Raw genomic sequence first — 22,566 nt, 5'->3', positions numbered from 1 at the left:
GACAAAAAAAATATCTCCGGAAACCAGAGATTCCCGGAGATACAATTCGTTTAAAATCCTAGAATAAGCCGTACAGTTCTGAATCTACACGGGAGATAATTTCCCCGAGATCTTCTTCCCTGTCCGGGAATTTATTTTTGTCCACGTCGATGATCAGCAAAGGGCCGTCTTTATATTTTTCGATCCAGGCGTTATAAAATTCGTTGAGCCGTTTCAGGTAGTCCAGCCGGATATTTTCCTCGTATTCCCTTCCCCGCTTCTGGATCTGCGCCACCAGCGTGGGTACGGACGCCTGCAGGTAGATCAGCAGGTCTGGCGGCTTCACCATGCTTTTCAGCGTTTCGAAGAAATTAAAATAATTATCGAAATCGCGCTTCGTCATCAGCCCCATTTCATACAGGTTCGGCGCGAAAATATGCGCGTCTTCGTAAATGGTGCGGTCCTGTATCACCGTGTCTTTCCCGTTCTGGATATCCACCAGCTGTTTGAGGCGGCTGTGCAGGAAATAGATCTGCAGGTTAAACGACCAGCGCGGCATATCGTCATAGAAATCGCTCAGGTACGGGTTATGTTCTACGTCTTCGAACTGCGGCACCCAACGGTAATGTTTGGCGAGCATTTCAGTAAGCGTGGTTTTTCCGGCGCCGATATTGCCGGCTATGGCTATGTGCTTGATCTTATTTTTTGCCATGCATGGGGGATATGAATACAACAAGTTAAAAAATCAATAGAAATTTATGCCCATTAATTTGCGGGCTTCCGAGAGCGTTTTGGAAGCAGATTCGCGGGCTTTATCCGCCCCTTCGCGCATAATGCGGTGAAGGTACGCATGGTCCTGCTGGATGGCTGCCGCCTTTTCACGGATGGGGGCGATAAACGCCACCATGTCTTCTCCCAGTTGTTTCTTCATATCCCCGTAACGGATATTGCATTTGTTAAAAGCTTCTTCGAAGAATTGTACGGTATCGGGGGTGGATACCAGTTTCATGAGGGTGAACAGGTTATTGATATAATCGGGTTTTTCCGAATTTTCCTGCTGCGGGCCGCTGTCTGTTAATGCTCTTTTGATCTTGTTGCGGATCGCATCGTCTGTATCGTTGAGGTACAGCGTCGAATTTTCGTTCTCGCTTTTGCTCATTTTCCCATTCCCGTCCAGGCTCATGATCCGTACGAGATCGTCGCCGTAGTTGAAGGGGAAAGGTTCGGGGAAAAGATACCCGTAACGTTCGTTAAAACGCTGCGCAAAATTCCGGCTCATTTCGAGATGCTGCTCCTGGTCCTTGCCTACAGGCACTTTCACGGCGCGCTGTACTAAGATATCCGCCGTCATCAGCACAGGATAAGTTAATAGTCCTGCGTTCACGTTGTTCGGATTCTGACGCACCTTGTCCTTGAAAGTGGGAACTCTTTCCAGTTCGCCCTTATACGCCATCATATTGAGCAGCAGGTACAGTTCGGCGATCTCGGGGATGTCGCTCTGCACGTACAGGGTCACTTTTTCGGGATCGAGGCCGGAAGCGATATTTTCCGCCAGCACGCGGTACACGTTGCCGCGCAGCTCTTTAGGGTCCGGGTGAGTGGTAAGGGCATGCCAGTCCGCCACGAAAAAATAGCAGTTAAACTCTTCCTGCATCCGGATGTAGTTCCGGATGGCGCCAAAATAGTTCCCTAAATGCAAAATGCCCGTGGAGCGGATGCCGCTGACAACGATTTCTTTTTCCTTTACCATATCGGGGCGCAATTTAATAAATTTTAACATCGTGCTATGTTTTCCGGTAGCAGAATGCCCGCCTTTTATCCCTATTTTTGCCTATCGATCACATTTATCGATTATATGAATACAATTTATTAGCTTTAAACCGTTAATTTAAACCCATGGAAGTGAACGACGCACTGATCCGCCAGCTGGCCACCTTGTCGCGGCTGGACATCAATGCCGCAGAGCAGGAAGAGATCCGGCACGACCTTCAAAGGATGATCACCTTTGTAGAAAAGCTCGGCGAGCTGGATACCACGAACGTGAAACCGATGCTGCACATGACCCGCGATGCCAACGTGTTCCGCAAAGACGAGGTGAAACACCCCATCAGCAGGGAAGAAGGGCTGCAAAACGCGCCGGCGCATACGGAAGAATACTTCAGCGTCCCTAAAGTAATCAAGAAATAATATGGCCCAGTCTGTTATCCACCTCGAAGACATCCGTAAAAGCTATTTTATCGGCAAAAACGAACTGCCGGTGCTGAAAGGCGTTACGCTCGACATCCTGAAAAACGAGTACGTAGCCCTGATGGGCCCCTCCGGTTCCGGGAAAAGCACCCTCATGAACATTCTCGGGGCGCTCGACACGCCTACCAGCGGCAAATATATCCTCAGCGGCCACGATGTAAGCGTGATGGAAGACAATGAACTGGCCCGCATCCGCAACCAGGAGATCGGCTTCGTCTTCCAGCAGTTCAACCTCATGCCCAGGCTTTCCGCCCTCGAAAATGTGGCCGTACCGCTGATCTACGCCGGTATCAGTAAAAAGGAACGGGAAGAAAAAGCCCGGCTGATGCTTGAAAAAGTAGGCCTGGGCGACCGTTACAAACACAAACCTAACGAGCTTTCCGGTGGCCAGTGCCAGCGCGTGGCCATCGCCCGCGCCCTGGTCAACGACCCCTCGCTGATCCTGGCGGACGAGCCCACCGGTAACCTGGACACCAAAACGTCCGTAGAGATCATGGAGATCTTCGGCCGCATCCATGCATCCGGCAACACCGTAGTGCTGGTAACGCACGAGGAAGACATCGCCGATCACGCCCGCCGCATTATCCGCCTGCGAGACGGCGTAGTGGAATCAGACAAGATGAATCCCGTCAAATCCCTCGCCCACTAAGCGATACAACGATATTCCCGGAAGGCAGCCCGCAACAACGGCTGCCTTTTTTCTTTTGATTACCTTCGTAAAAAAGCAGATCATGGCCTTCAAGATATACACCAAAACCGGGGACAAAGGCAAAACCTCACTCATCGGCGGTACCAAGGTATCCAAAAGCCACCTCCGGATCGAGACCTACGGCACGGTAGACGAGCTGAATTCCTGGCTGGGCCTCGTAAACGACCATATGACGGACGATGGCGTGAAAGCTCTCATCGGCGAGATCCAGGACAGGCTGTTCACCGTAGGCGCCTCCCTGGCCACCGACCCCGAAAAAAATGTAAAAATGAGCATTCCCGACCTGCACGCGGAAGACGTAAAGCTGCTGGAAGACAAAATAGACGCCATGAACGAGGTGCTGCCCGAAATGAAACATTTCATCATCCCCGGCGGGCACCCGGCCGTGAGCAACTGTCATGTCGCCCGCTGCGTATGCCGCCGGGCCGAAAGGCTTTGCGTGGAAATGCAGGAGCAGGATATGCAGGTGGAGCCGCTGGTGCTGCAATACCTCAACCGCCTGAGCGACTACCTTTTCGTACTGGCCCGGTATGCCGGCCATTTGCTGCAAGTGCCCGAAATTCCCTGGAAACCGCGGGTATAGGTTATTTTGTGAGTTTGGTAATAAGCATTCCGCCTATTTTTTCGCCGTTTTTACCGGTATTTTCGGATTTCACCACGCCGAAACCAGGCGCAAACCACTCCGTGCCGGTGAAATTCATGGGAATTTCGTTCCCCATCATGATCATCGTAAAATTTCCCGTGTAAGTGATACGGTAACATTCCCAGCTGCCGGCATCCGTGGTCACCTTTTCTTTCCCGGCAACGGTGCGGCCCGTTACCTTGTACTTCATGGTCATTTTCATGCCGTTGGTTTCCGTGTCCATCGTAAAGGAAGCATCCTGCAGGGTTTGGCCCACGCTTAACCTGGACGGGTATACGAGAAATCCGTCGGAGCCTTTCAGGCTGGCCTGCTGGCCGGCCATCGGCCCGGAAGGCATCATCATTTTGAGGTCTACCGATATGCCGGAGCCGCCGCATTTGAACGTGCCCTGGCCCTGCCCCATCGTTTTCCCGTTTTTCATCGTGAGCGTGGAGGTGAAGGAAGATACCATTTCCCCGCCTTCATTTTTCACATCGCCGACCTTAATCAGCTGTTTGCCCACGGGTTCGCCGTTCCCGTCCAGGATCGACATTTCCACTTCGGAGTGGCTGAGCATGTAATAATAACTTTTGCAATCCTGCGCGGAAGCCCCGAAGGCGGCGCATAAAAACAGCGAGGTGATCCAGAAACGTAACATGGCAGATGATTTGAGGGGTTATTGACATCGTAATTTACGGCATTCCGGTCAAATTCACACATTAGATCAAATCAATATTCATCTTCAACAATGCCATATTTCGTGATTGAATCCGTAGGTTTGCAAAAATTTTTCATCGTTCCATGAATCTTATATCTGAATTGCGCTGGCGCGGTATGATACAGGACATCAAGCCTGGCACGGAAGAGCAGCTGCAAAAGGAAATGACCACCGCCTACATCGGCTTCGACCCCACGGCGGATTCCCTGCACGTGGGCAGCCTCGTGCCGATCATGCTGCTGGTGCACCTGCAGCGGGCCGGGCACAAACCCCTCGCGCTCGTGGGCGGCGCTACCGGCATGGTGGGCGACCCGTCGTTCAAAGCGGAAGAAAGAAAAATGCTGGATGAGACTACCCTGCTGCACAACCAGCAATGCATCAAAGCGCAGCTGGAGCGTTTCCTGGACTTCGATCCCGCAAAGCCCAACTACGCCGAAATGGTGAATAATTACGATTGGTTCAAAGGCATTTCTTTCCTCAACTTCATCCGCGACGTAGGAAAACACATCACCGTGAATTACATGATGGCCAAAGATTCCGTGAAAAAGCGGCTGGAAGGCGAAAGCGGCATGTCTTTCACCGAATTTTCCTACCAGATGATCCAGGGGTACGATTTTTATCATCTTTACAATAACAAGAACTGCAAATTGCAGATGGGCGGCTCGGACCAGTGGGGCAACATCGTGACCGGCATCGAGCTGGTGCGCCGCATGGGCGGTGGCGAAGCGTATGCTTTCACCTGTCCGCTGATCAAGAAAAAAGACGGTACCAAGTTCGGGAAATCCGAAAGCGGCAACGTATGGCTCGATCCCGCCAAAACCACGCCTTACCAGTTCTACCAGTTCTGGCTGAACGCGGATGACGACGATGCGGAAAACTACATCCGCATTTTCACCTTCATCGACGAACCGGCGATCAACGCCCTCATTGCCGAACACCGGCAGGACGCTTCCAAACGTGTGCTGCAGCGGCGCCTGGCGAAAGAAGTGACCACCTTCATTCATGGCGAAGTGGAATACGAAGCGGCGCTCAAAACCACCGAAAGCCTCTTCAGCAAAGGCGGCGCCATGGACGCATTAAAAGACATGACCGAAGAACAGCTGCTGCAAACGCTCACCGGGGTAGACCTGAAGGAAATGCCCGCCGCATCGCTTTCCGGGGAAAAAGACGTGGTTTCTTTCCTGGCCGAAGCGGGGATATTCCCCAGCAAAGGAGAGGCGCGCAAGCTGATCCAGGGCGGGGGCATGAGCATGAACGGGCAGAAGATCGCCGCGGCAGACCTGAAGATCACGGAAGCATCGCTGCTTAACGGCAAAAACATCCTTTTCCAGAAAGGGAAGAAAAATTACTACCTCATCAAGTTCGTGTAAACGGATATTCCTATAAACGGCGCGGCGCGGGCGGTTCAGCCTGCTGCCGCGCCGTTTTTTATGTCAGTTTCCACGGGATAACCTCTTTTCAGCCAGGCGGTTAAACCGGCGCTCATTACGAACACATTCTCAAAACCCATGTTCCTGGCCCGTTTGGCCGCAAAAGGCCCGGCGCCGCAGAGGGGGTCGTAACAGTAAAAAACCAGCGTATCGTTTTTGTTGGGGCTGAGGTCCTGTGCGGAATAATCCCCTGGATCGAGATGGCGGGCTCCGGGAAGGTGATGGCGGCGGAAGGAGGCGCATGTATTATTGTCTATGGCGATAAACCCCGGTTCTCCCAGCCTCCGGCGCACTTCTTCCGGGGTGATCTCGGCGAGCCCGAAAAGCCGGGTGGTGGTGATCCTCATTTGCATATCGTTTGTTTTGATACAAATTTGAGATGGGGAGGTGACAAGGGTATGTCAGGAGGGAAATGGGATCATTGTGATTTATTTTCAGTCATTAAAAAACAATGCCGGAAATGTCAATTTCTCAGCATTAGCTATTTAAAGGTAATCTCTATGATTTATGGTCTTTTTGTCGGCTTCTCAAGAAAAACCGCCTTCTCAAATATCTTGTTTATTTCGTCAACTTTTTTCTGAAACGCGGGCGGTACATCTTTAATCTGCGTGACAGTAAAAGGATACGGTTCAACAAGCAGTATATTCCCATGCGTTTGCTTTTCATTCCTTAACGGCATATCATTTAGTTTAAGCCATATCATCTTTCTAGAAAAACCATATTCTCAAGTATCTTATTCAGCTTATATACTTTTCCCTGGAACGCAGGCGGCACGGTTTCAACGTACGTTCTGGTTTTTCTGTCGCGCAATTTAACGATTCAACAAAAGCAACAACGTTTTTTACACACAAAAAAAACGCGTCACAATAAATCGTGACGCGCCTCCTATCAAAATAAAAAATCCTATTTCAGATCGTACTTATACTTATACCTTTCGTACAATTGTTTGTGTTTGTCTTCCAGGCTTATTTCGCGGCCCTGGATATAGGCGCGGGTGATCACGCTGGATTTCATGTCGAGGATATCGCCGGTGCTGACTACGATGTTGGCGTCTTTACCTACTTCGAGCGAACCGGTTTTATCGCCGATGCCGAGGATCTTTGCAGCGTTGAGCGTGACGGCGCTGAGCGCTTCTTCTTTCGTCATGCCGTAAGCGGCGGCGGTGCCCGCGTTGAAAGGAAGATTACGCTGCTGCCAGAAACCTTCGTTGCTGATGCAGAACAGTATGCCGGCTTTCTGAAGCTGGGCGGGCGTTTTATAGGGCTGGTCCACGTCATCGTCCTGCATTACGGGCAGATTGTGCGGCTGCTCGAGAATCACGGGGATGCCGTATTGTTTCAGCACATCGGTGATCATCCAGGCATCCGTTCCGCCAACGATCACCACATCGATATCAAATTCCTTCGCAAAATCCGCGGCTACGATCAGCTCTTTCACAAGATTAGCATGGATGTATAATTTCTGCGACCTGTTAAAAAGGCCTTTCACGGCTTCGTATTTCAAATTCGTTTCGTCGTGTTTTTCGCCGGCGTTGTAAGCCTGCGCTTCGCGGAGGAAGGATTTTACGCTGGCTACCTTTTCCATAGCTGCCTTCACAGCGTCGGTTGCGGGGCCGGTTCCGCTGCTGCCGAAAGGATTGGCGCGGGGCATCAGGCGCGGCATGAAGAAATGAATGCCGTTGTCGGTTTTATATGCCGCGTCTTCCCAGTTCCAGGCGTCGAGCTGCACAACGGAAGAACTGCCGCTCAGCAAGCCGCCCTGCGGGGTTACCTGCGCCAGCAGAATGCCGTTGGTGCGCAGCGTGGCGATGACCTTGGAATCGGTATTGTAAGAAACGATGGATCGCACCGAAGGATTGATCTCCCCTACTTCTTCGTAATCGTTGGTGGCGCGCACCGCCTCTACTTCTGTGAGGCCGAGGTTGCTTTCCGGTGCGATCAGGCCCGGGTAAATGTGTTGGCCGTTCACGTCGAACACTTTTACATCGTCTGCGGGAATGGCCACATTGGCGCCCACCGCGGTGATCTTCCCGTTATTGAAGCCGATCGTGCCGTTCTGGATCACCTGGCCGTTGCCCACGTGAATGGTGGCGTTTTTCAGGAACACCAGCCCCTGCTGCGGTTTGGCGGGGTACACCGTTTCCTGCGCGCGAAGGACGGTGCAGCTAAGGGAAAGGCCCAGTATATAAATGAATGTCTTTTTCATGTTGTTTCGATTTTCGGATGATTATTGCTGGTAAGCATCGTCCAGGATATGATGCTGGTGGCCTGCCTGGAGGTCTTCGCAATGATAGATCTCCTCACGGCTCGGCACGGGCCTGCCCACCGGCGCGCCTTTCTTTTTCTCGCCGAGCATTTTGCCGATCAGGCGGTTGCGCTCTTCGGATATGCGTTTGCGCAGTTCGAGGTCTTTTTCCCGGTCGAAATACACGATACCGTCTACCATCGTTTTTTCCGCTTTGGCGTAGATGCTCAGCGGGTGATCGCTCCACAGCACGAGGTCCGCGTCTTTACCGGCTTTGATGCTGCCGATGCGGTCTGCCACATGCAGCAATATAGCGGGATTGAGCGTCACCATTTTCAGGGCGTCCTCTTCTCCCATGCCGCCATATTTCACGCTTTTGGCCGCTTCCTGGTTCAGGCGGCGGGCCATTTCGGCATCGTCTGAATTGATCGCTACGGTAAGGCCTACACGCTGCATGATGGTGGCGTTCTGCGGGATCGCGTCTATCACTTCCATCTTGTACGCCCACCAGTCTGCAAAGGTGGATGCGCCTGCGCCATGCGCTTTCATTTTATCGGCCACTTTATATCCTTCAAGGATGTGGGTGAAGGTGTTCACTTTAAACCCGTATTTGTCGCCGGTTTTCAGCAGCATGTTGATTTCGCTCTGTACGTAGGAGTGACAGGTGATAAAACGTTTATTGTTGAGGATCTCCACCAGCGCGTCCAGCTCGAGGTCGCGGCGTTTGTTAGGGCCGGCTTTCTGATAGTCTTTGGCGCGGGTAAAAGCGTCTGCCAGTACCTGTTCAACGCCCATGCGGGTCTGCGGGAAACGTACGCGCTGGCGGTCGCCCCAGTTGGACTGTTTTACGTTCTCGCCGAGCGCGAATTTGATGAAACCGTCCCAGTTTTTGAACTTCAGGTCTTCAGCATTGGCGCCCCAGCGCAATTTTATCAGCTGGCTTTGTCCGCCAATGGTATTAGCGGAGCCGTGCAGCAAATGGGAGGAAGTAACGCCACCGCTCAGCTGGCGGTAGATGTTCACATCGTCCGGGTTCACCACATCAGCGATGCGCACTTCGGAGGTCACGGATTGCGTTCCTTCGTTTACGCCGCGGCTGATGGCGATATGCGAGTGCTCGTCGAGGATGCCCGCGGTGAGATGTTTGCCGGTACCGTCTATCACGCGGGCGCTGCCTGCGGAGAGATTTTTGCCTACCTGCGCGATCTTGCCGTTGCGCACGAGCACGTCGGTATTTTCAAGTTTGCCTTCTTTTTCGTTCGTCCACACGGTGGCGTTGCGGATCAGCACGTCCTGCTGCGCGGGGAGGGTTTCGTAACCGTAGCCGGAGAAGGGGAAATAAACTTTCCCGAGCTGCGGCGCGCTTTTTTTCTTCACCGTGTCTTCTTTGGAAGGCAGGGCCGAAACGAATTTGGCTTCCCATGAAACTGCCTGGCCTTTATCGTCGGTGCCCGACCCGCTCCAGGTGTTCACCACCCCGGGCTGCTGGCCGATAACGCCGCTAAGGCGCACCTGCTGGGAATTATCTTTTTTGTTATTGATCACGATCTTCACCAGCTGGCCATCCACTTCGATCTTACCGGGAATGGTGTCTTTATTCACCAGGCTCAGCGACGAGGGCGTGCCTTTGATGGTTACCGGGTAGGTGGCGCTTCCGGAGGGATAAGTGAGCGTGATGTTGTAGGTGCCGCGCAGGTCCTGCCAGCCTTCGCTCTTCAGCACATATTGATTTCCCTGCACCCAGTTCTGGAAAAACACGGTGTTGTCCTGAAATACGGGGCCGGAAGTGATGAGGAAGTTGGCGAGTTTGCCTGCTTCCAGGCTCCCGATGCGGTCGTAGGCTTTCAGCAGCGTGGCGGGCGTTTTGGTGAGCGCTTCGAGGGCTTTTTGTTCGGAAAGACCGTATTCTATGGCTTTACGCAGGTTGGCGAGGAAAGTTTTAGCGTCTTTCAGGTCCGCCGTGGTCAAACAGAAAGGAATATTCGCCTTTTCGAAAGCGCCGGCTTCGGTGGGCGCCAGTTCCCAATGTTTCATATCCGCGAGCGCAACAAAACGGGCGTCGTTGGGATCTTCCACGTCCATCGCCTGCGGGTAGTTCAGCGGGAGAATAAAGGTGGCTTTGGTGGCGGCCATTTCGGGGATACGCTGGTATTCGTTGCCGCCCGCCTTGATCACGTACTGTACACCAAATTCATCGCCGATCTTGTCTGCGCGCAGCGCGTTCCATTTATCGGCCGCATCAAAGACCTGTAGCAGGCCCTGGTTGTCGTTCCACGACTGCAGGCTGAGGTTCACGCCTTCTTTGGCGGGGTTGCCTTTATACCACTGCGCGTCGAGGTATTGCTGGCGCAGCAGCGCGATGGCGCCCATCAGCGAGCTGGGATAATCCTGGGTGGAAGTGCCTTTATCAAAAGAATAATGCGCGGAGGCCTTTTCGCGGAGAATGGTCATGTTCTCGCGTTCGGAGGCCAGGCTCACGAGCACACCCGTACCGCGCGCGATACCGTCGTGCTGATGACTGAGCACTATGCCAAAGCCTTGCTCGCGCAGGGTTTTGGCTTTCGATTCTTCCGCGGAGAACACCTGCACGGCGTTCACTTCGCTTTTGATGGACTGGTTCCAGCCGTAGGGGCCTTTGGTGTTGGACAACATCTGCGGGGCTGCGCCGCCGCCGCGGCCGGAGAAGGTGCGGGGCGCGATGGCCGGCATGCCGTAATCGCTGTAAATGTCAACAAAAGAGGGATAGATGAATTTCCCTTTACAATCGATCACCACCGCATCTTTGGGAATGGCGGCGCCGGCGCCCACCGCGGTGATCTTTCCGTCGCGGATCACGAGGGTGGCGTCTTTTAATGTGTTTTGTGCGTCTTTAACAATGGTGGCATGGGTGAATGCATAGCAGGATTCACGGGGGCCCGCAACGCCGTTTACCGGCCAGGTTTGCTGGGCGCTGGCCGTAAAGCCTGCCAGCAGGCATCCTGCGAAGGCGGTCACGGAAAAGTACCGTAAACGCGCTGCCAGGAAGCGGCGATGCTTCTTCCCTTGTACCGGTAACGGAGTGCCGGCAGGTAACGGATTTGATTTCATTGGTTTGCTTTTAGAATTTAGATGAAGGCTGATAATACGCCCGCCGGTACAGGTTTAGACTTTGGTTTTCCGGCATACGGTGACAATACAGCTACAAGTGCTAAATTTAACAAATGATTGACCGCATATCGTACTATTTTAGTATAAATTTTACGAGCGGTATAATACTTGCAGAAAAAACTGAGAATTCATAGCTATGAAAAATAAGACATGGAGCCTTCTTTTGCTGTTCATTTTCGCCATCGGCACGGCTTACGCGCAAGACAGCATGAAGACCAAAAAAGAACGCTGGAATGCGGCCGGCAAGGCGGACAAGCTGAGCGACAAGCTGTACCGGGAACTGAACCTGAGCAAAGACCAGCATAAAAAGATCTACGATATCAACGAAGACATCACCAAACGGCGCGACGCCGCCCGCCAGAATACCACGCTTACTTCGCGCCAGCGCATGCAGGTGTACCAGCAACTGGACGCCGAGCGCAACAACCGTTTCAAATCCGTGCTTACTTCGGCCCAGTACAAAAAATGGAACGATTGGGAAATGACGAAAAAGGCGTCGCTGGAAGCGAAGATGGACCGCAAGCAGGATAAAAGGCAGGCCAGAAAAGCGGACCATTGATGGAAAACGTTCTGCAACAGGCCGTTGTTATCTTCGAACATGCCGTGGCCGCGGTACAGCCGCAGCAATTCATGCGCAAGGCGCTGGCGGGCATAGACACTGCCGGCGCTTCGCGGGTATTCCTGCTGGGAGCGGGCAAAGCCGCCGCTTCCATGGCGTATGAGGCCGAACAGGTGCTGGGCGGCAGCATCGCACAGGGGCTGGTGGTCACCAATCACCTTCCCGGCTACACGCTGGAAAAAACCACAGTCATTACCGCGGCGCACCCCGTTCCCGATCTCAACAGCGTGATCGCGGGCACGGCCATGCTGAACCTCTCGTCTGCCATGCAGCCCGGCGACCTGGTGATATTCCTTTTGTCGGGAGGCGCTTCCTCCCTGCTGGCCGATGTGCCGGAAGGCGCCACCATGGAGGAACTGCAGGAATTATTCAATGCGTTGCTGAAATGCGGCGCGGATATCAAAGAGATGAACACGGTGCGAAAACACCTTTCCACGATCAAAGGCGGCCAGCTGGCCCGGGCGCTGCAACCTGCCGATGTGTTCACCATCATCCTGTCAGACGTGCCCGGCGACGACCCCGCCGTGATCGGCTCCGGCCCTACGGTGCCCGATCCTTCCACTTTCACGGAAGCATGGATCGTACTGGAAAAATATGGCCTTGCAGCCAGTCTTCCCGAAGGCATACTTCAACATATCCAGAACGGCATCGCCGGCATTACGCCCGAAACGGCCAAGCCGGGCGAACTGCTACACGCCCGCCATGTAATCGCAGCCAGCAACCGGATCGCGCTGGAAGCCGCGGCGGAAAAGGCAGAGGCGATGGGTTACCACACCCGCGTGCTCACCGGCGCCGCCACCGGCGAAGCCAGGGAACTGGCCGTATCGCTGGCGGAACTGGCCCTGCAATACGAAGGCCCTTATCCCGCCTGCCTGCTGGCCGGCGGCGAAACCACCGTAAAAGTGACCGGCAACGGCCTCGGCGGCCGCAACCAGGAACTTGCGCTGGCAACCGGCCTGCTGCTGCAAAACGCGCCGCACATCACTTTCCTCTCAGCCGGCACAGACGGCATAGACGGCCCTACAGACGCGGCCGGCGCCGTGATCAATGCAGCCGCGCTGGCCGGCGCGCCCGACCCGCGGCCATTCCTGGAGCAGAACGACAGCTGGCATTTTTTCGATAAAACGGGTACGCATGTCAAAACCGGGCATACCGGCACCAATGTGATGGACGTGATGGTGCTATTGCTGCAAAAACCCTGATTTTCTTGCCGATTATTTGCATATCTCCTTTTTGATTCTATTTTTGGGAAACTTTAAAAAAACAATCAGCGTATGTTGAGAATGGAACAGACCTGGCGGTGGTTCGGGCCCAAAGACCCCGTAAGCCTTTCAGACATCCGGCAGGCCGGCGCCACAGGGATCGTTACTGCATTGCACCACGTTCCGAACGGCGTTGTATGGAGCAAAGAAGAGATCCTCCAGCGCAAACAGGAAATCGAGGCCGCAGGGCTGAAATGGTCCGTGGTAGAAAGCGTGCCGGTGCATGAAGATATCAAAACACAAACCGGCCGGTTCAAGGAATACATCAAAAATTACCAGCAAAGCCTCCGCAACCTCGCGGCCTGCGGCATTAATATAGTGACGTACAACTTCATGCCCGTGCTGGACTGGACGCGTACAGACCTCGCCTATACCGTGGAAGACGGCTCCAAAGCCCTTCGTTTCGACAAGGCGCAGTTCATGGCCTTCGACTTGTTTATGCTGCAACGCCCCGGCGCTGAAAACGATTATTCGCAGGAAGAGATCTCCCGCGCGAAAGAACAGTTCGACAGCATGTCCGACGACGAAAAAGCATTGCTGCAACGCAACATCATCGCGGGCCTTCCCGGTTCCGAAGAAAGTTTTACGCTGGAGCAGTTCCAGGGCGCACTCGACAAATACAAAGACGTAGACGCGATCAAACTCAAACTGCACCTGTTCTATTTCCTCCAGCAGATCGTGCCCGTGGCTGAAGAAGTGGGCATCAAACTTGCCATTCACCCAGACGATCCCCCGTTCCCCATCCTCGGCCTTCCCCGCGTGGTAAGCACCGAGCAGGACGCGAAAGAACTGCTCGCCACCGCGCCTTCCGCCGCCAACGGCCTTTGTTTCTGCACCGGCTCTTACGGCGTGCGTGAAGACAACGACCTGCCCGGCATGGTAGACCGCCTCGGCGATCATATCCATTTCATTCACCTGCGCGCCACCAAACGCGACGCGCTCGGCAACTTCTACGAAGCCAATCATCTCGAAGGCGATGTAGACATGTACGGCGTGGTGAAAAATATCCTGGCGGTAATGAAAAGAAGGAACGTATCTATCCCGATGCGCCCCGATCACGGCCACCAGATGCTGGACGACCTTAGCAAAAAGACCAATCCCGGCTACAGCGCCATCGGCAGGCTGAGAGGCCTTGCGGAGCTGAGAGGCCTCGAAATGGGCATCGCGGGAAAATCATGATAACAACGCGCTTCGCATAAAAAAGTAAGCCCGGTCCACGAAGGACCGGGCTTTTTTTAAACACACACTACGAAAACAAAACTACGGACATTCCGTCCGTAATTGTCTTTATCATTATTTCCAGAATTCATTTCCGTTCAATTGTAACAATGCCAGGCTGCTTACGGAAAGCTGGTACTGGTATTGGATCTTGGAGATCTCCGCTTCGAGCAGGGAAGTTTGCGCGTTTTGCAGGTCGAGGTAAGTGATCACGCCGTTCCTGTAACGGCTCTGCGCGAGCGTAAGCGCCCTGTTGGCCTGCTGCAGCAGCGTTTCGGCTGTTTCCAGCCTTTCGCGGCTGGCCGCAATGTCTGCCTGTTGCTGCGCGACTTCTTTCCGGATATTGTCTTTGATGCCCTGCGTGTTCCATTTGGCCACTTCCACTTCGGTAGCGGCCATATGTTCCTGCGTGCGCAGTTTTTTGCCGTGGAATATGGGAACGGAAAGGCTTACGCCGGCGTTGTAATTGAATTTCGGCGTGGTCACATCCGGCAGGAAACCGTTTTTATAACCGGTGCCGGCCTGTGCGAACAAAGAAGGTTTGTATTGACTTTTCGCCAGTTCCACACCGGTTTCCGCTACTTTTTCTTTTTCGAGAGCGGTTTTTACGGCGGAGTTGCCTTCAAAACTTGCCTCGAGCGAAGGCGTGGGCCAGGTGAAAGCGCTGTGGATGGAATCTTTCAAAGGCTCGCCGGTAAGGTATTCCAGCGTCGCCAGCTGTTTTTGCAGCGAGTTCTGGTAATCCACTTTCCGGTTGCGGTACGTTTCCAGTTTCACGCGGGTGTTCAGCAGGTCGAGGTCGATCGCGTCGCCGTGTTTGAGTTTGTTTTCCACCATCGTTTCGGTGTCTTCCAGCAACTTGATGTTCGCGTCTTGCACGGCGATATTGTCTTGCAGGAAAGAAATAGCGAGATACACGCCCGCTACCTGGTAGGCCAGTTTTTCGCGGGTTTCGGCGGTCTGCATGTTCAGCAGGCTGGCTTCCGCCTGGCTTTGTTTGATCTGGCTGCCTGATTTACCGAAGTCCAGCAGCAACTGGCGCGCTTCCACGCCCGCGTTCACGTTTTCCGACGGTACGGGCTGAAACAGGAAGTCGCTGCCGGGCAATGCGATCTTCGGAACGGGATAGGCATGCATGTAACTGGCTACGCCATTCACTTCGGGCAGGCGGTTGGCTTTGGCCAGCGTGGTTTTATCCGCGGCGATCTTTGCCTGCGTTTCCATCGCCTTCAGTTCGGAGAAGTGATCGAATGAATGTTTGACCAGCGCCTTCAGATCGTCCGGCGCCTGTTGCGCGGAAGCTTTTACGGTGGCAATGGTCAGTATTATGAAGAATAACTTTTTCATCTTTGGTCATTATTTTATGAATTAGTGCGCATGGTCAACCGCTTCTTTCATGGCGGCGGCGCCTACGTTACGTTTCTTTACGAACAGCATCAACGGCAGCACGCATATGAAAAAGATGCCCACGATGCGGAATGCGTCCAGGTAAGTGAGCACATATGCCTGTTTGGTCACGATGCCGTCCATGATATTCATCGCCACGCCGTGCGCCTGCAGGGCGTTCACGCCTTTGGCGACCAGTCCCCCGCTCAGCTGCTCGATCCGTTCCATGGCCACGGGATTTTCCGGGGTCACGTAATTCACCATCTGGAGGCGGTGCATGCTGTATTGCCTGGCTACGTACGTGTTCATGAACGCAATGCCGAACGAACCGCCCAACTGGCGAAGCATGTTATTGATGGCGATACCCTGCGGCATCTGCTGCGGCGTGAGGCCCGAAACGGCCTGGTTGGTCAGCGGCACGCTCAGCATGGCCGCGCCGAAACCGCGCAACAGCAGCGGGAAGAAAAAGAACATCACGCCCGCTTCCGCGCTCGCGCCGGACATCCAGAAACAGAAGATGGCGAAGAAAAAGAAACCGGCCGTGATCAGGTATTTCGGCGGCACGCCCCGCTGGATCTGCTTGCCCACGATAGGCATCATGATGGCCGCCACAATGGCGCCGGGGAAAAGCGATTCGCCCGTCAGCGTAGGCGTAAAGCCCATTACGCGCTGCATCCACACGGGGTATACGAACATCGAACAATACATGCCCATCCCCATGATAAATGTGAGCAAAGTAGTGATGGCCAGCGTCCGGTTCCTGAGCACGCCCAGGTTCACCGCCGGCGAATCCGTTTTTAATTCCCACCAGATGAACAATACAAAAGCTGCCACCGCAGCAATCGTCAACACCACGATGTGTTTCGCGGCAAACCAGTCTTCCGTTTGCCCTCTTTCGAGAATGTACTGCAGGCTGCCCACCCACACGATCAGCAACAGGATGCCGATGTAATCGATCTTGATGGCCTTTCGGTTGATGTTGTATTCGTGCGGTTGTTTTTCGATATAATTATATACCAGGAAAGCGGCGATAATGCCGACCGGGATGTTGATGTCGAAGATCAGGCTCCAGTGCGCGTTATCGACGATCACACCACCGAGCGTAGGGCCGATAGTGGGGCCGATGATGACGCCCAGGCCAAAGATGGCGGATGCGGTCGGTCTTTCCGAAATCTCGAACGTATCGAAAAGTATGGACTGGGAGGTGGACAATAACGCACCACCGCCAACGCCCTGGATGAACCTCCACATGACCAGCTCCCAGAGCCCTCCGGCATTGCCGCACATGTAAGAGGAAAATGTAAATATGAGAATGGATGCCAGGTAGTAATTTTTCCTGCCGAAATAAGATGCGAGGAATCCGGTCATCGGGATCACGATCACGTTGGCGATCGCATAAGCCGTAACGACCCAGGATGCGTCTTCGATGGTAGCCCCGAGGTTCCCGCTGATGTCCGACAGCGCCACGTTTACGATCGTGGTGTCTATCAGTTCCAGCATGGTAGCCGAAATCACCGTGGCTACAATGATCCACTTGGCAAATCCTTTCGGTTTGGGTGAAAGTGACGGAAGGGACATACGTTAGTATTTTAAGGCCACTTCTACGCTCAGGCCAGCACGCAGCTTGTCGAGATATTGGTCTGCATTATTAATCAGGATCTTTACCGGCACGCGCTGAACGATCTTCACGAAGTTGCCCGTCGCATTATCCGGGGGCAGCAGGGAGAATTTAGCGCCGGTGGCGCGGGAGATGGCGGCAACATGGCCTGTCAGTTTCAGGCCGTCGTAACCGTCCACTTCAATTTCCGCTTCCTGGCCTACTTTTATATGAGCCAGCTGGGTTTCTTTAAAGTTCGCGATGATGTAAAAACCGTTTTCGTCCACGATGGTGAAGAGGCTTTGACCCGCTTGCACAAACTGTCCCGGCTCGATGTTCTTTTTACCGATACGGCCGGTGATGTTCGCGGTGATGTTGGTATAGCCGAGCTTGAGCTTCATTTGTTCCACGGCTGCCTTGCGGCTGGCTACCACCGCTTCCGCCTGCGCGATCTTCGCGGCGGCTACCTGTACGGAAGAACGGGCGAGGGCGATGTTGTCCTGGGCGGCCTGGTATTGTTTGTCGTTGGTGAGGTTGGCGGCTTTGGTATCGTCCAGCTGGCGGTTGGTGATGGCCTGGTCGTTAAACAGCGCCTGGTCGCGGCGAAGGTCTGCTTCGGATTTTTGTTTCCTTACCAAAGCTACCTGCGCATTCGCATCTGCGACCCTGATGGAAGCGGAAGCGTTCGCCTGGCTGGCCCGCGCGGTTGCCAGGTCGGCCACTGCCTGCTGATAATCGGCTTCAGCCTGCTGCAACGCGATGCGGTATTCCTCATCGTCGATCACCAGCAGCGAATCGCCTTTTTTTACGTTACCATAATCCTGAACATTGAGGCTTTTTACATAACCGGCTACCCTGGCTATAACGGGAGCGGCATGGCCTTCTACCTGTGCGTTGTCTGTCGTTTCGTGGTGGCGGGCATACAACCATTGTTTCACCCCGAAAATGGCCCCGGCTACGAGAATGCCGATGAAGATAAGGCGCACGACTAATTTACCCCTACGGGGGTTCGCATTTGCTGTTTCCATTGTAATGTGTGTTTTATAAAAGGGGTATTTTTCAAAATACCGACGCAAAAGTAAACCAAGTTTACCAAATAGACAAATAGGTTGACTATTCAGAAAAAAATATTAACTTTAAAGTGACAAAAAGGGGTATTTTAGGATACACTGTACCAAAACAGCGTATAGATATGACTACAACTGAATTAGACAAAAAGCTGGAAGAGATCGTGGCCCGCAGGCCCCGGCTGCTCGTGAAACTGATCAGCATCGTCAAAAAGGACTTTGACGCGCGCATTACCGAATATTTACAACAAACTGGTTATAAAGACTTTAAAATAGGAGATATGGTGTTGCTGGTGAATATTTCACCCCAGGGCACCATTAATAACGAGCTGGCTAAAAAGGCCCGCATTACGAAACAGGCCATGAGCAAGGTGGTAAAAAACCTGGAGGCCATGGGGTTTATTTATACCCGTAAACACGAGACAGACAACCGCGCCACCGTCATTTTCCTCAGCGACAAAGGCAAGCAGCTCGTGATCGACGTATCGGGCGCGGTACAGGAGATCACCGCATTTTATACGAATATTATCGGCGAACAGGATGCGGAACAGCTCCGTGAGATCCTTTTCAGGCTGGTGGAAGGTATTTTCCCCAGCGCAACGGACGCGAAATCATCTTCTTCCGCGCCGCAAGAGCACAACAGCGGCGACCAATAGCGCCGCTGCAGCAGCAATCCAATACCACATTTTACTCCCTGCAGGTTTTTCGGGCACTGTGGTTTGCGGATGACCGATATAGGTCATGGCCGCCCAGTAGTATGGCAGTTTCAGTTGCTGCCCGGCTTTCTTGTCGTTCAGCCATTGCTGTTTGGCATGATGAAGCGCCATCGCCGGGTCTGCCGCGTTGTGCAGCTGGTCGTAAAAATCGCCGGTGAGATTGGCGGCGGTGGCGTCGTGCAGGTTCCAGAGGCCGGCCACGATGCCGGTGGCGCCGGACGATGTAAATTCACGGGCGAGACTGATGATGCCTTCCCCTTCCGCCATCATGCCCTGCCCCGTTCTGCACGCGCTTAGCACGATCAGGCCGGGACGGAACTTCCGGGCATACAATTCAAACAAATAAAAAGGCCCGTCCGCCAATTGAATGGCGGGCAATTGCTGGTCGCCTTCGAGCGACGCGTGGGTGCTGAGATGCAAAATCCCCCCGTTGCCTAGCTGCCCGCGGAAAGCGGCGAGCGTGGCTTCCCCGTCCTTAAAATAAATACCAGCCGCGTTTTTATGCACGGCTTTGTACTCTTCTTCCACCGCGGGCAAACCGGCGGCGGAAATAAAAAATCCGGTCAGCTGCGCATGTTTCCCGTCCGCAACGGCCGATTGCCTGCGGTAGGTTTGCAGCGAATACGCCAGGCTGGTAACCGACTGTTTCAGCAGGAAGGGCCACTGCGCGGTGTTGCGTTTGTAAACGCTGTCCGTCACCAGCGCATCGAACGGCAAAAAACCGAACCAGCCGTCGGGGATCAACAGGTAACGCGATGCTATTTTCCCGTCCCACATCCATTGAAATATCGTATAGGCGTCATCGTAATATGCCGCGGGCGCGTTCTGCATTGCGGCCGGGCCATTGTGAAAATAAGTAGTGACGAACTTTTGCAGGAAACGCTGTTTCCCTTTACCATCTTCCAGCCGCCGTACGGACTGAATGCCCGCATTCGTGATGTCCATCACGTACAGGTGCTCTTCACCGGAAAAAAGGCTTTTCACCGTAAGCCCTTCGGGGATATCTTTTTCGGGATGCAGCGAAGCCTGCTGTACCGGCTCGAAATATCCCGGGTATTTTTTCCGGGTCTGCACCTGCAACTGCGAAAGATTATACGCCAGCGCATCGCGCGCCGGATTTTTTTTGCCGGACACCGCTGCTTCGCGATCGTAATACGCCAGCGCCTGCTGCAAACGCTGCTGTTCGTCGAGCAAAGGATCTTTCATGCCCAGGCGCCCCTGCTGCATGTTAAAAACCTGTTCTTGCAACAGCACCTGTGCCTTGCTCCGTTCCATGATGAGCAGCATGGCCTGCGCAAATTCTTTTTGCTGACTTCGTTCCCACAAAAGATAAGCGGCGTTCATCGCCTTTTCGGCCAGTGTATGGCTTTGGCGCTGATGCAGCAGCCGGGTGGCGCGGCTGAAAAACTCCCTTCTCAGCGTGGCTTCAATGTCGAAAATAAGCAGGTAACCTTCCAGCGCTTCCCGCAGGCGGCCCGCCTGCGCCAGCGCATCCGCGCGGCCTTCGATGGCATCGGCGATCGTAAAGTCGCCATAGAGAAGGTTTTTAGCAGGCCAGCCGGAAACGTGCCCGGGCAGCATGTATGCCAGCGCATGGTCGAAAGGCTGTAACAGCGCTGCGTTGGGATGTGTATTTTGCAGCAGCGCTGCTTTCCCGAGTTTCACCAGCACTCTCGCTTTTTCGCGGTTGCGCGCGTGGGGGTAATATTTGTTTAGCACAACCAGGGAACGGCCGTTCCATTTTTCCGCTTCGCGGTATTGTTTTTTCAACGACGCCACATCGCCGTTCGCCTGTAATACAGACGCCAGCCAGTATCCCCCGTTTTCGGTGCGCAGAGCTTCTGGCCGTTGTAAAATTTGCAGACCTGCCGTGGCATGTATCTCCGCGCTGTCGGGCATTTCTTTTCTGATATAGATCTCCGCGAGCGTAGAATGCAGCAAACCCGCTATGCTGCTGCCTTCCGGCGCAGACTGCAAACCGCTCCGCGCATGGTCGCGCGCGAGGTCGAGATGTTCCTGCATCAGGCAGGTAACGGCCAGGTTGCTGTACGCCGCGGCGATCTGCCTCGGGTCTTTTTGTTTACGCGCGATCGCAAGGCCCTGTTCCTGAATAAAACCGGCGCGCTCGTAATCGCCGAGGCGCGTGTAATTATTGCCCAGCGGTTTGAGGATATATTCCAGTATATCCGCTTCCGTTATATGATGTTCATTATAATAACGGTAAGCGTTTTCGTATGCGGCGATGGATGGAAGGATATTGCCGGTGAACATCTGGTAATATCCCTGGTAGGTAAGCATGTCCAGCCAGGCGGCGTGCTCGGTTTCGTTCTGCGGAAGGCGCCACGCGCGTTTGCCGAGACCGGTGAGAAGTGGAAGCCGTTCAGCGGGAAGCTCCGCCGCGTAATCCATTTGCAGATACAGCCAGTCGGCGAGATTGTTTTTTTGTTGCAGGGCGGCGGCTTCGCCGGCAATCGCAGAAGGAAGGCGCATCGTGTCCGGCGGATGGCCGAAACATTCCGCGGCGCGGATGCAGCACAGGAAAAGGACGATATATCGCAGGCGGAACATTCGGTATTAAAGATAACGTACCTGCGTTATATTTAGTCCGGCCGGGGCATGTTCCGGCCGGACTGTTTATCAGAAATCAACCGCTTCATTACCTCCCCATGCCGTGTCCGTTAATACCGGCACGATACCGAGAACGGGATCGGGTAAGGTTACATTTATTTTCGTCAGCGTATTCCTTTTGAAATCGATATGTTTCTCCCCAATAATTACCTGGCTGCCATCGCCGGGTTCCCAGACAACTTTTACGGGAACAAGGGGATGCCACCAACCTTCCTCCCTATAATACTGGCTGGTGTGAAGAAAGCGCCTGCCTCCGATGCTTGCGGGCGTCAGCACTTTGGGCTCCATAATGCCGGCAAAAGAAACTTTCAGCTGTCCCGCGGTAAAATTCGGGGAAGAAAATTCAACGCCAAAAGACGCCCGTTTTAGTTCCAGTACCAGCTGCGAAACAACCGGCGATACGGAGAAAAAGGTATCCGCAACATAGGCGTCTATCTCCGGGTATTCATACTGCGTATAACTCAGCGTATCCTGCAGTTTGGTAATCTTGTAATTGCTCAGCGAATCGCTGTAATGCTGCCACCAAATCGGTGCAATCTCCATCCTGTTTTGCAGCGTATCGAAAATGGGAGGCGTGTCGAAATAAGGCATGCCGGCAACCCAGCTGTAATGCAATCCTCCGCCCGAGCCTCTTTTCAAAGCATAAGCGATGAGCGTCACGTTGCCGGTTTCCGGAATTGCAATCCTGATGTTATTGGGATTGGTAAAAGCGCCTCCGTAAGAAGTGGAAGTACCGCTGCTCCAGAAACCGACCCTTACCATATAGACCGTACTGTCGCGCAGTAAACGCTGGTAGGTTTCATCACCCGGCGCCTTCCGGCCCAGCGGCGTTTCGGAAACGTCGAGCCCCTTGAGGCTGAGTGTGATCTCTTTCATTTTAACGGGTTGTTTTTCGCCAGGAAGCTGTTCCGCATTTTTCTGACAGGAAACAAACGCGGCCAGGACAGCGGCCGCCAGCATGATTTTCGTTTTCATGG

19 protein-coding genes are annotated in these 22,566 nt (G+C 53.7%); 8 read left to right on the top strand and 11 right to left on the bottom strand.

What is annotated here, in order from left to right; genetic code table 11:
• Positions 1–58 precede the first annotated feature (58 nt).
• Positions 59–691 carry a deoxynucleoside kinase gene (locus J7I43_RS21865; protein WP_209148002.1) on the bottom strand — a complete coding sequence of 211 codons (633 nt, stop codon included), beginning with the start codon at positions 689–691 and terminating at the stop codon, positions 59–61.
• A gap of 33 nt (positions 692–724) precedes the next feature.
• Positions 725–1,759 carry a tryptophan--tRNA ligase gene (gene trpS, locus J7I43_RS21860; RefSeq protein ID WP_209148001.1) on the bottom strand — a complete coding sequence of 345 codons (1,035 nt, stop codon included), beginning with the start codon at positions 1,757–1,759 and terminating at the stop codon, positions 725–727.
• 116 nt (positions 1,760–1,875) lie between these two features.
• Between trpS and gatC the strand changes: the two genes are divergently transcribed.
• The 3 genes from gatC (at position 1,876) to J7I43_RS21845 (ending at position 3,518) form a co-directional block, all read left to right on the top strand.
• Positions 1,876–2,166 carry an Asp-tRNA(Asn)/Glu-tRNA(Gln) amidotransferase subunit GatC gene (gatC, locus tag J7I43_RS21855; RefSeq protein ID WP_209148000.1) on the top strand — a complete coding sequence of 97 codons (291 nt, stop codon included), beginning with the start codon at positions 1,876–1,878 and terminating at the stop codon, positions 2,164–2,166.
• Between the two features lies 1 nt (position 2,167).
• Positions 2,168–2,875, top strand: coding sequence for an ABC transporter ATP-binding protein (locus J7I43_RS21850; protein ID WP_209147999.1), 708 nt, complete (start codon positions 2,168–2,170; stop codon positions 2,873–2,875).
• Between the two features lie 82 nt (positions 2,876–2,957).
• Positions 2,958–3,518 carry a cob(I)yrinic acid a,c-diamide adenosyltransferase gene (locus tag J7I43_RS21845; RefSeq protein WP_209147998.1) on the top strand — a complete coding sequence of 187 codons (561 nt, stop codon included), beginning with the start codon at positions 2,958–2,960 and terminating at the stop codon, positions 3,516–3,518.
• Between the two features lies 1 nt (position 3,519).
• On the opposite strand, the gene J7I43_RS21840 is transcribed toward J7I43_RS21845, so the two are convergent.
• Positions 3,520–4,215 carry a TapB family protein gene (locus tag J7I43_RS21840; protein WP_209147997.1) on the bottom strand — a complete coding sequence of 232 codons (696 nt, stop codon included), beginning with the start codon at positions 4,213–4,215 and terminating at the stop codon, positions 3,520–3,522.
• Between the two features lie 143 nt (positions 4,216–4,358).
• Here J7I43_RS21840 and tyrS point away from each other — a divergent pair, with 143 nt between their 5' ends.
• Complete coding sequence (tyrS, locus tag J7I43_RS21835) at positions 4,359–5,645, top strand: tyrosine--tRNA ligase (RefSeq protein ID WP_209147996.1); 1,287 nt, start codon at positions 4,359–4,361, stop codon at positions 5,643–5,645.
• 35 nt (positions 5,646–5,680) lie between these two features.
• Here tyrS and J7I43_RS21830 read toward each other — a convergent pair whose 3' ends face one another.
• From J7I43_RS21830 to J7I43_RS21820, 3 genes are all read right to left on the bottom strand, one after another.
• A complete protein-coding gene (locus J7I43_RS21830; protein WP_209147995.1) occupies positions 5,681–6,058 on the bottom strand; it encodes a rhodanese-like domain-containing protein in 378 nt (125 codons plus the stop codon).
• Positions 6,059–6,608: 550 nt separating this feature from the next.
• Entirely contained in the window at positions 6,609–7,910 is a 1,302-nt protein-coding gene (locus tag J7I43_RS21825) for an amidohydrolase family protein (RefSeq protein ID WP_209147994.1), read from the bottom strand.
• Between the two features lie 21 nt (positions 7,911–7,931).
• Positions 7,932–11,036, bottom strand: coding sequence for an amidohydrolase family protein (locus tag J7I43_RS21820; RefSeq protein ID WP_209147993.1), 3,105 nt, complete (start codon positions 11,034–11,036; stop codon positions 7,932–7,934).
• A 196-nt stretch (positions 11,037–11,232) separates the two neighbouring features.
• Here J7I43_RS21820 and J7I43_RS21815 point away from each other — a divergent pair, with 196 nt between their 5' ends.
• The 3 genes from J7I43_RS21815 (at position 11,233) to uxuA (ending at position 14,156) form a co-directional block, all read left to right on the top strand.
• On the top strand, positions 11,233–11,655 hold the full coding sequence (locus tag J7I43_RS21815) for a hypothetical protein (protein WP_209147992.1): 423 nt from the start codon (positions 11,233–11,235) through the stop codon (positions 11,653–11,655).
• On the top strand, positions 11,655–12,917 hold the full coding sequence (locus J7I43_RS21810; RefSeq protein WP_209147991.1) for a glycerate kinase type-2 family protein: 1,263 nt from the start codon (positions 11,655–11,657) through the stop codon (positions 12,915–12,917). The genes J7I43_RS21815 and J7I43_RS21810 overlap by 1 nt, the downstream gene beginning before the upstream one ends.
• 72 nt (positions 12,918–12,989) lie before the next feature.
• Positions 12,990–14,156 (top strand): mannonate dehydratase, encoded by a 1,167-nt coding sequence (gene uxuA, locus J7I43_RS21805; protein WP_209147990.1) that lies wholly within the window; start codon positions 12,990–12,992, stop codon positions 14,154–14,156.
• Between the two features lie 114 nt (positions 14,157–14,270).
• Here uxuA and J7I43_RS21800 read toward each other — a convergent pair whose 3' ends face one another.
• The 3 genes from J7I43_RS21800 to J7I43_RS21790 are packed head-to-tail and all read right to left on the bottom strand — an operon-like array spanning position 14,271 to position 18,206.
• On the bottom strand, positions 14,271–15,542 hold the full coding sequence (locus J7I43_RS21800) for a TolC family protein (protein ID WP_209147989.1): 1,272 nt from the start codon (positions 15,540–15,542) through the stop codon (positions 14,271–14,273).
• 21 nt (positions 15,543–15,563) lie between these two features.
• Complete coding sequence (locus J7I43_RS21795) at positions 15,564–17,159, bottom strand: DHA2 family efflux MFS transporter permease subunit (protein WP_209147988.1); 1,596 nt, start codon at positions 17,157–17,159, stop codon at positions 15,564–15,566.
• 3 nt (positions 17,160–17,162) lie between these two features.
• Positions 17,163–18,206 carry an HlyD family secretion protein gene (locus J7I43_RS21790; RefSeq protein ID WP_209147987.1) on the bottom strand — a complete coding sequence of 348 codons (1,044 nt, stop codon included), beginning with the start codon at positions 18,204–18,206 and terminating at the stop codon, positions 17,163–17,165.
• A gap of 164 nt (positions 18,207–18,370) precedes the next feature.
• Between J7I43_RS21790 and J7I43_RS21785 the strand changes: the two genes are divergently transcribed.
• Entirely contained in the window at positions 18,371–18,901 is a 531-nt protein-coding gene (locus J7I43_RS21785) for a MarR family winged helix-turn-helix transcriptional regulator (RefSeq protein ID WP_209147986.1), read from the top strand.
• Here the strand turns inward: J7I43_RS21785 and J7I43_RS21780 are convergent.
• Both J7I43_RS21780 and J7I43_RS21775 read right to left on the bottom strand, forming a co-directional pair.
• Positions 18,857–21,529, bottom strand: a complete 2,673-nt coding sequence (locus J7I43_RS21780) for a CHAT domain-containing protein (protein ID WP_209147985.1) — start codon at positions 21,527–21,529, stop codon at positions 18,857–18,859. The genes J7I43_RS21785 and J7I43_RS21780 overlap by 45 nt on opposite strands.
• A 69-nt stretch (positions 21,530–21,598) precedes the next feature.
• Positions 21,599–22,564 (bottom strand): hypothetical protein, encoded by a 966-nt coding sequence (locus J7I43_RS21775; protein ID WP_209147984.1) that lies wholly within the window; start codon positions 22,562–22,564, stop codon positions 21,599–21,601.
• Positions 22,565–22,566 lie beyond the last annotated feature (2 nt).

The sequence above is a fragment of the Chitinophaga chungangae genome, assembly GCF_017742215.1.
GTDB lineage: Bacteria > Bacteroidota > Bacteroidia > Chitinophagales > Chitinophagaceae > Chitinophaga > Chitinophaga chungangae.
Note: the sequence above shows the minus strand (reverse complement) of the source record. Positions and strands in the feature narration are given on the sequence as shown.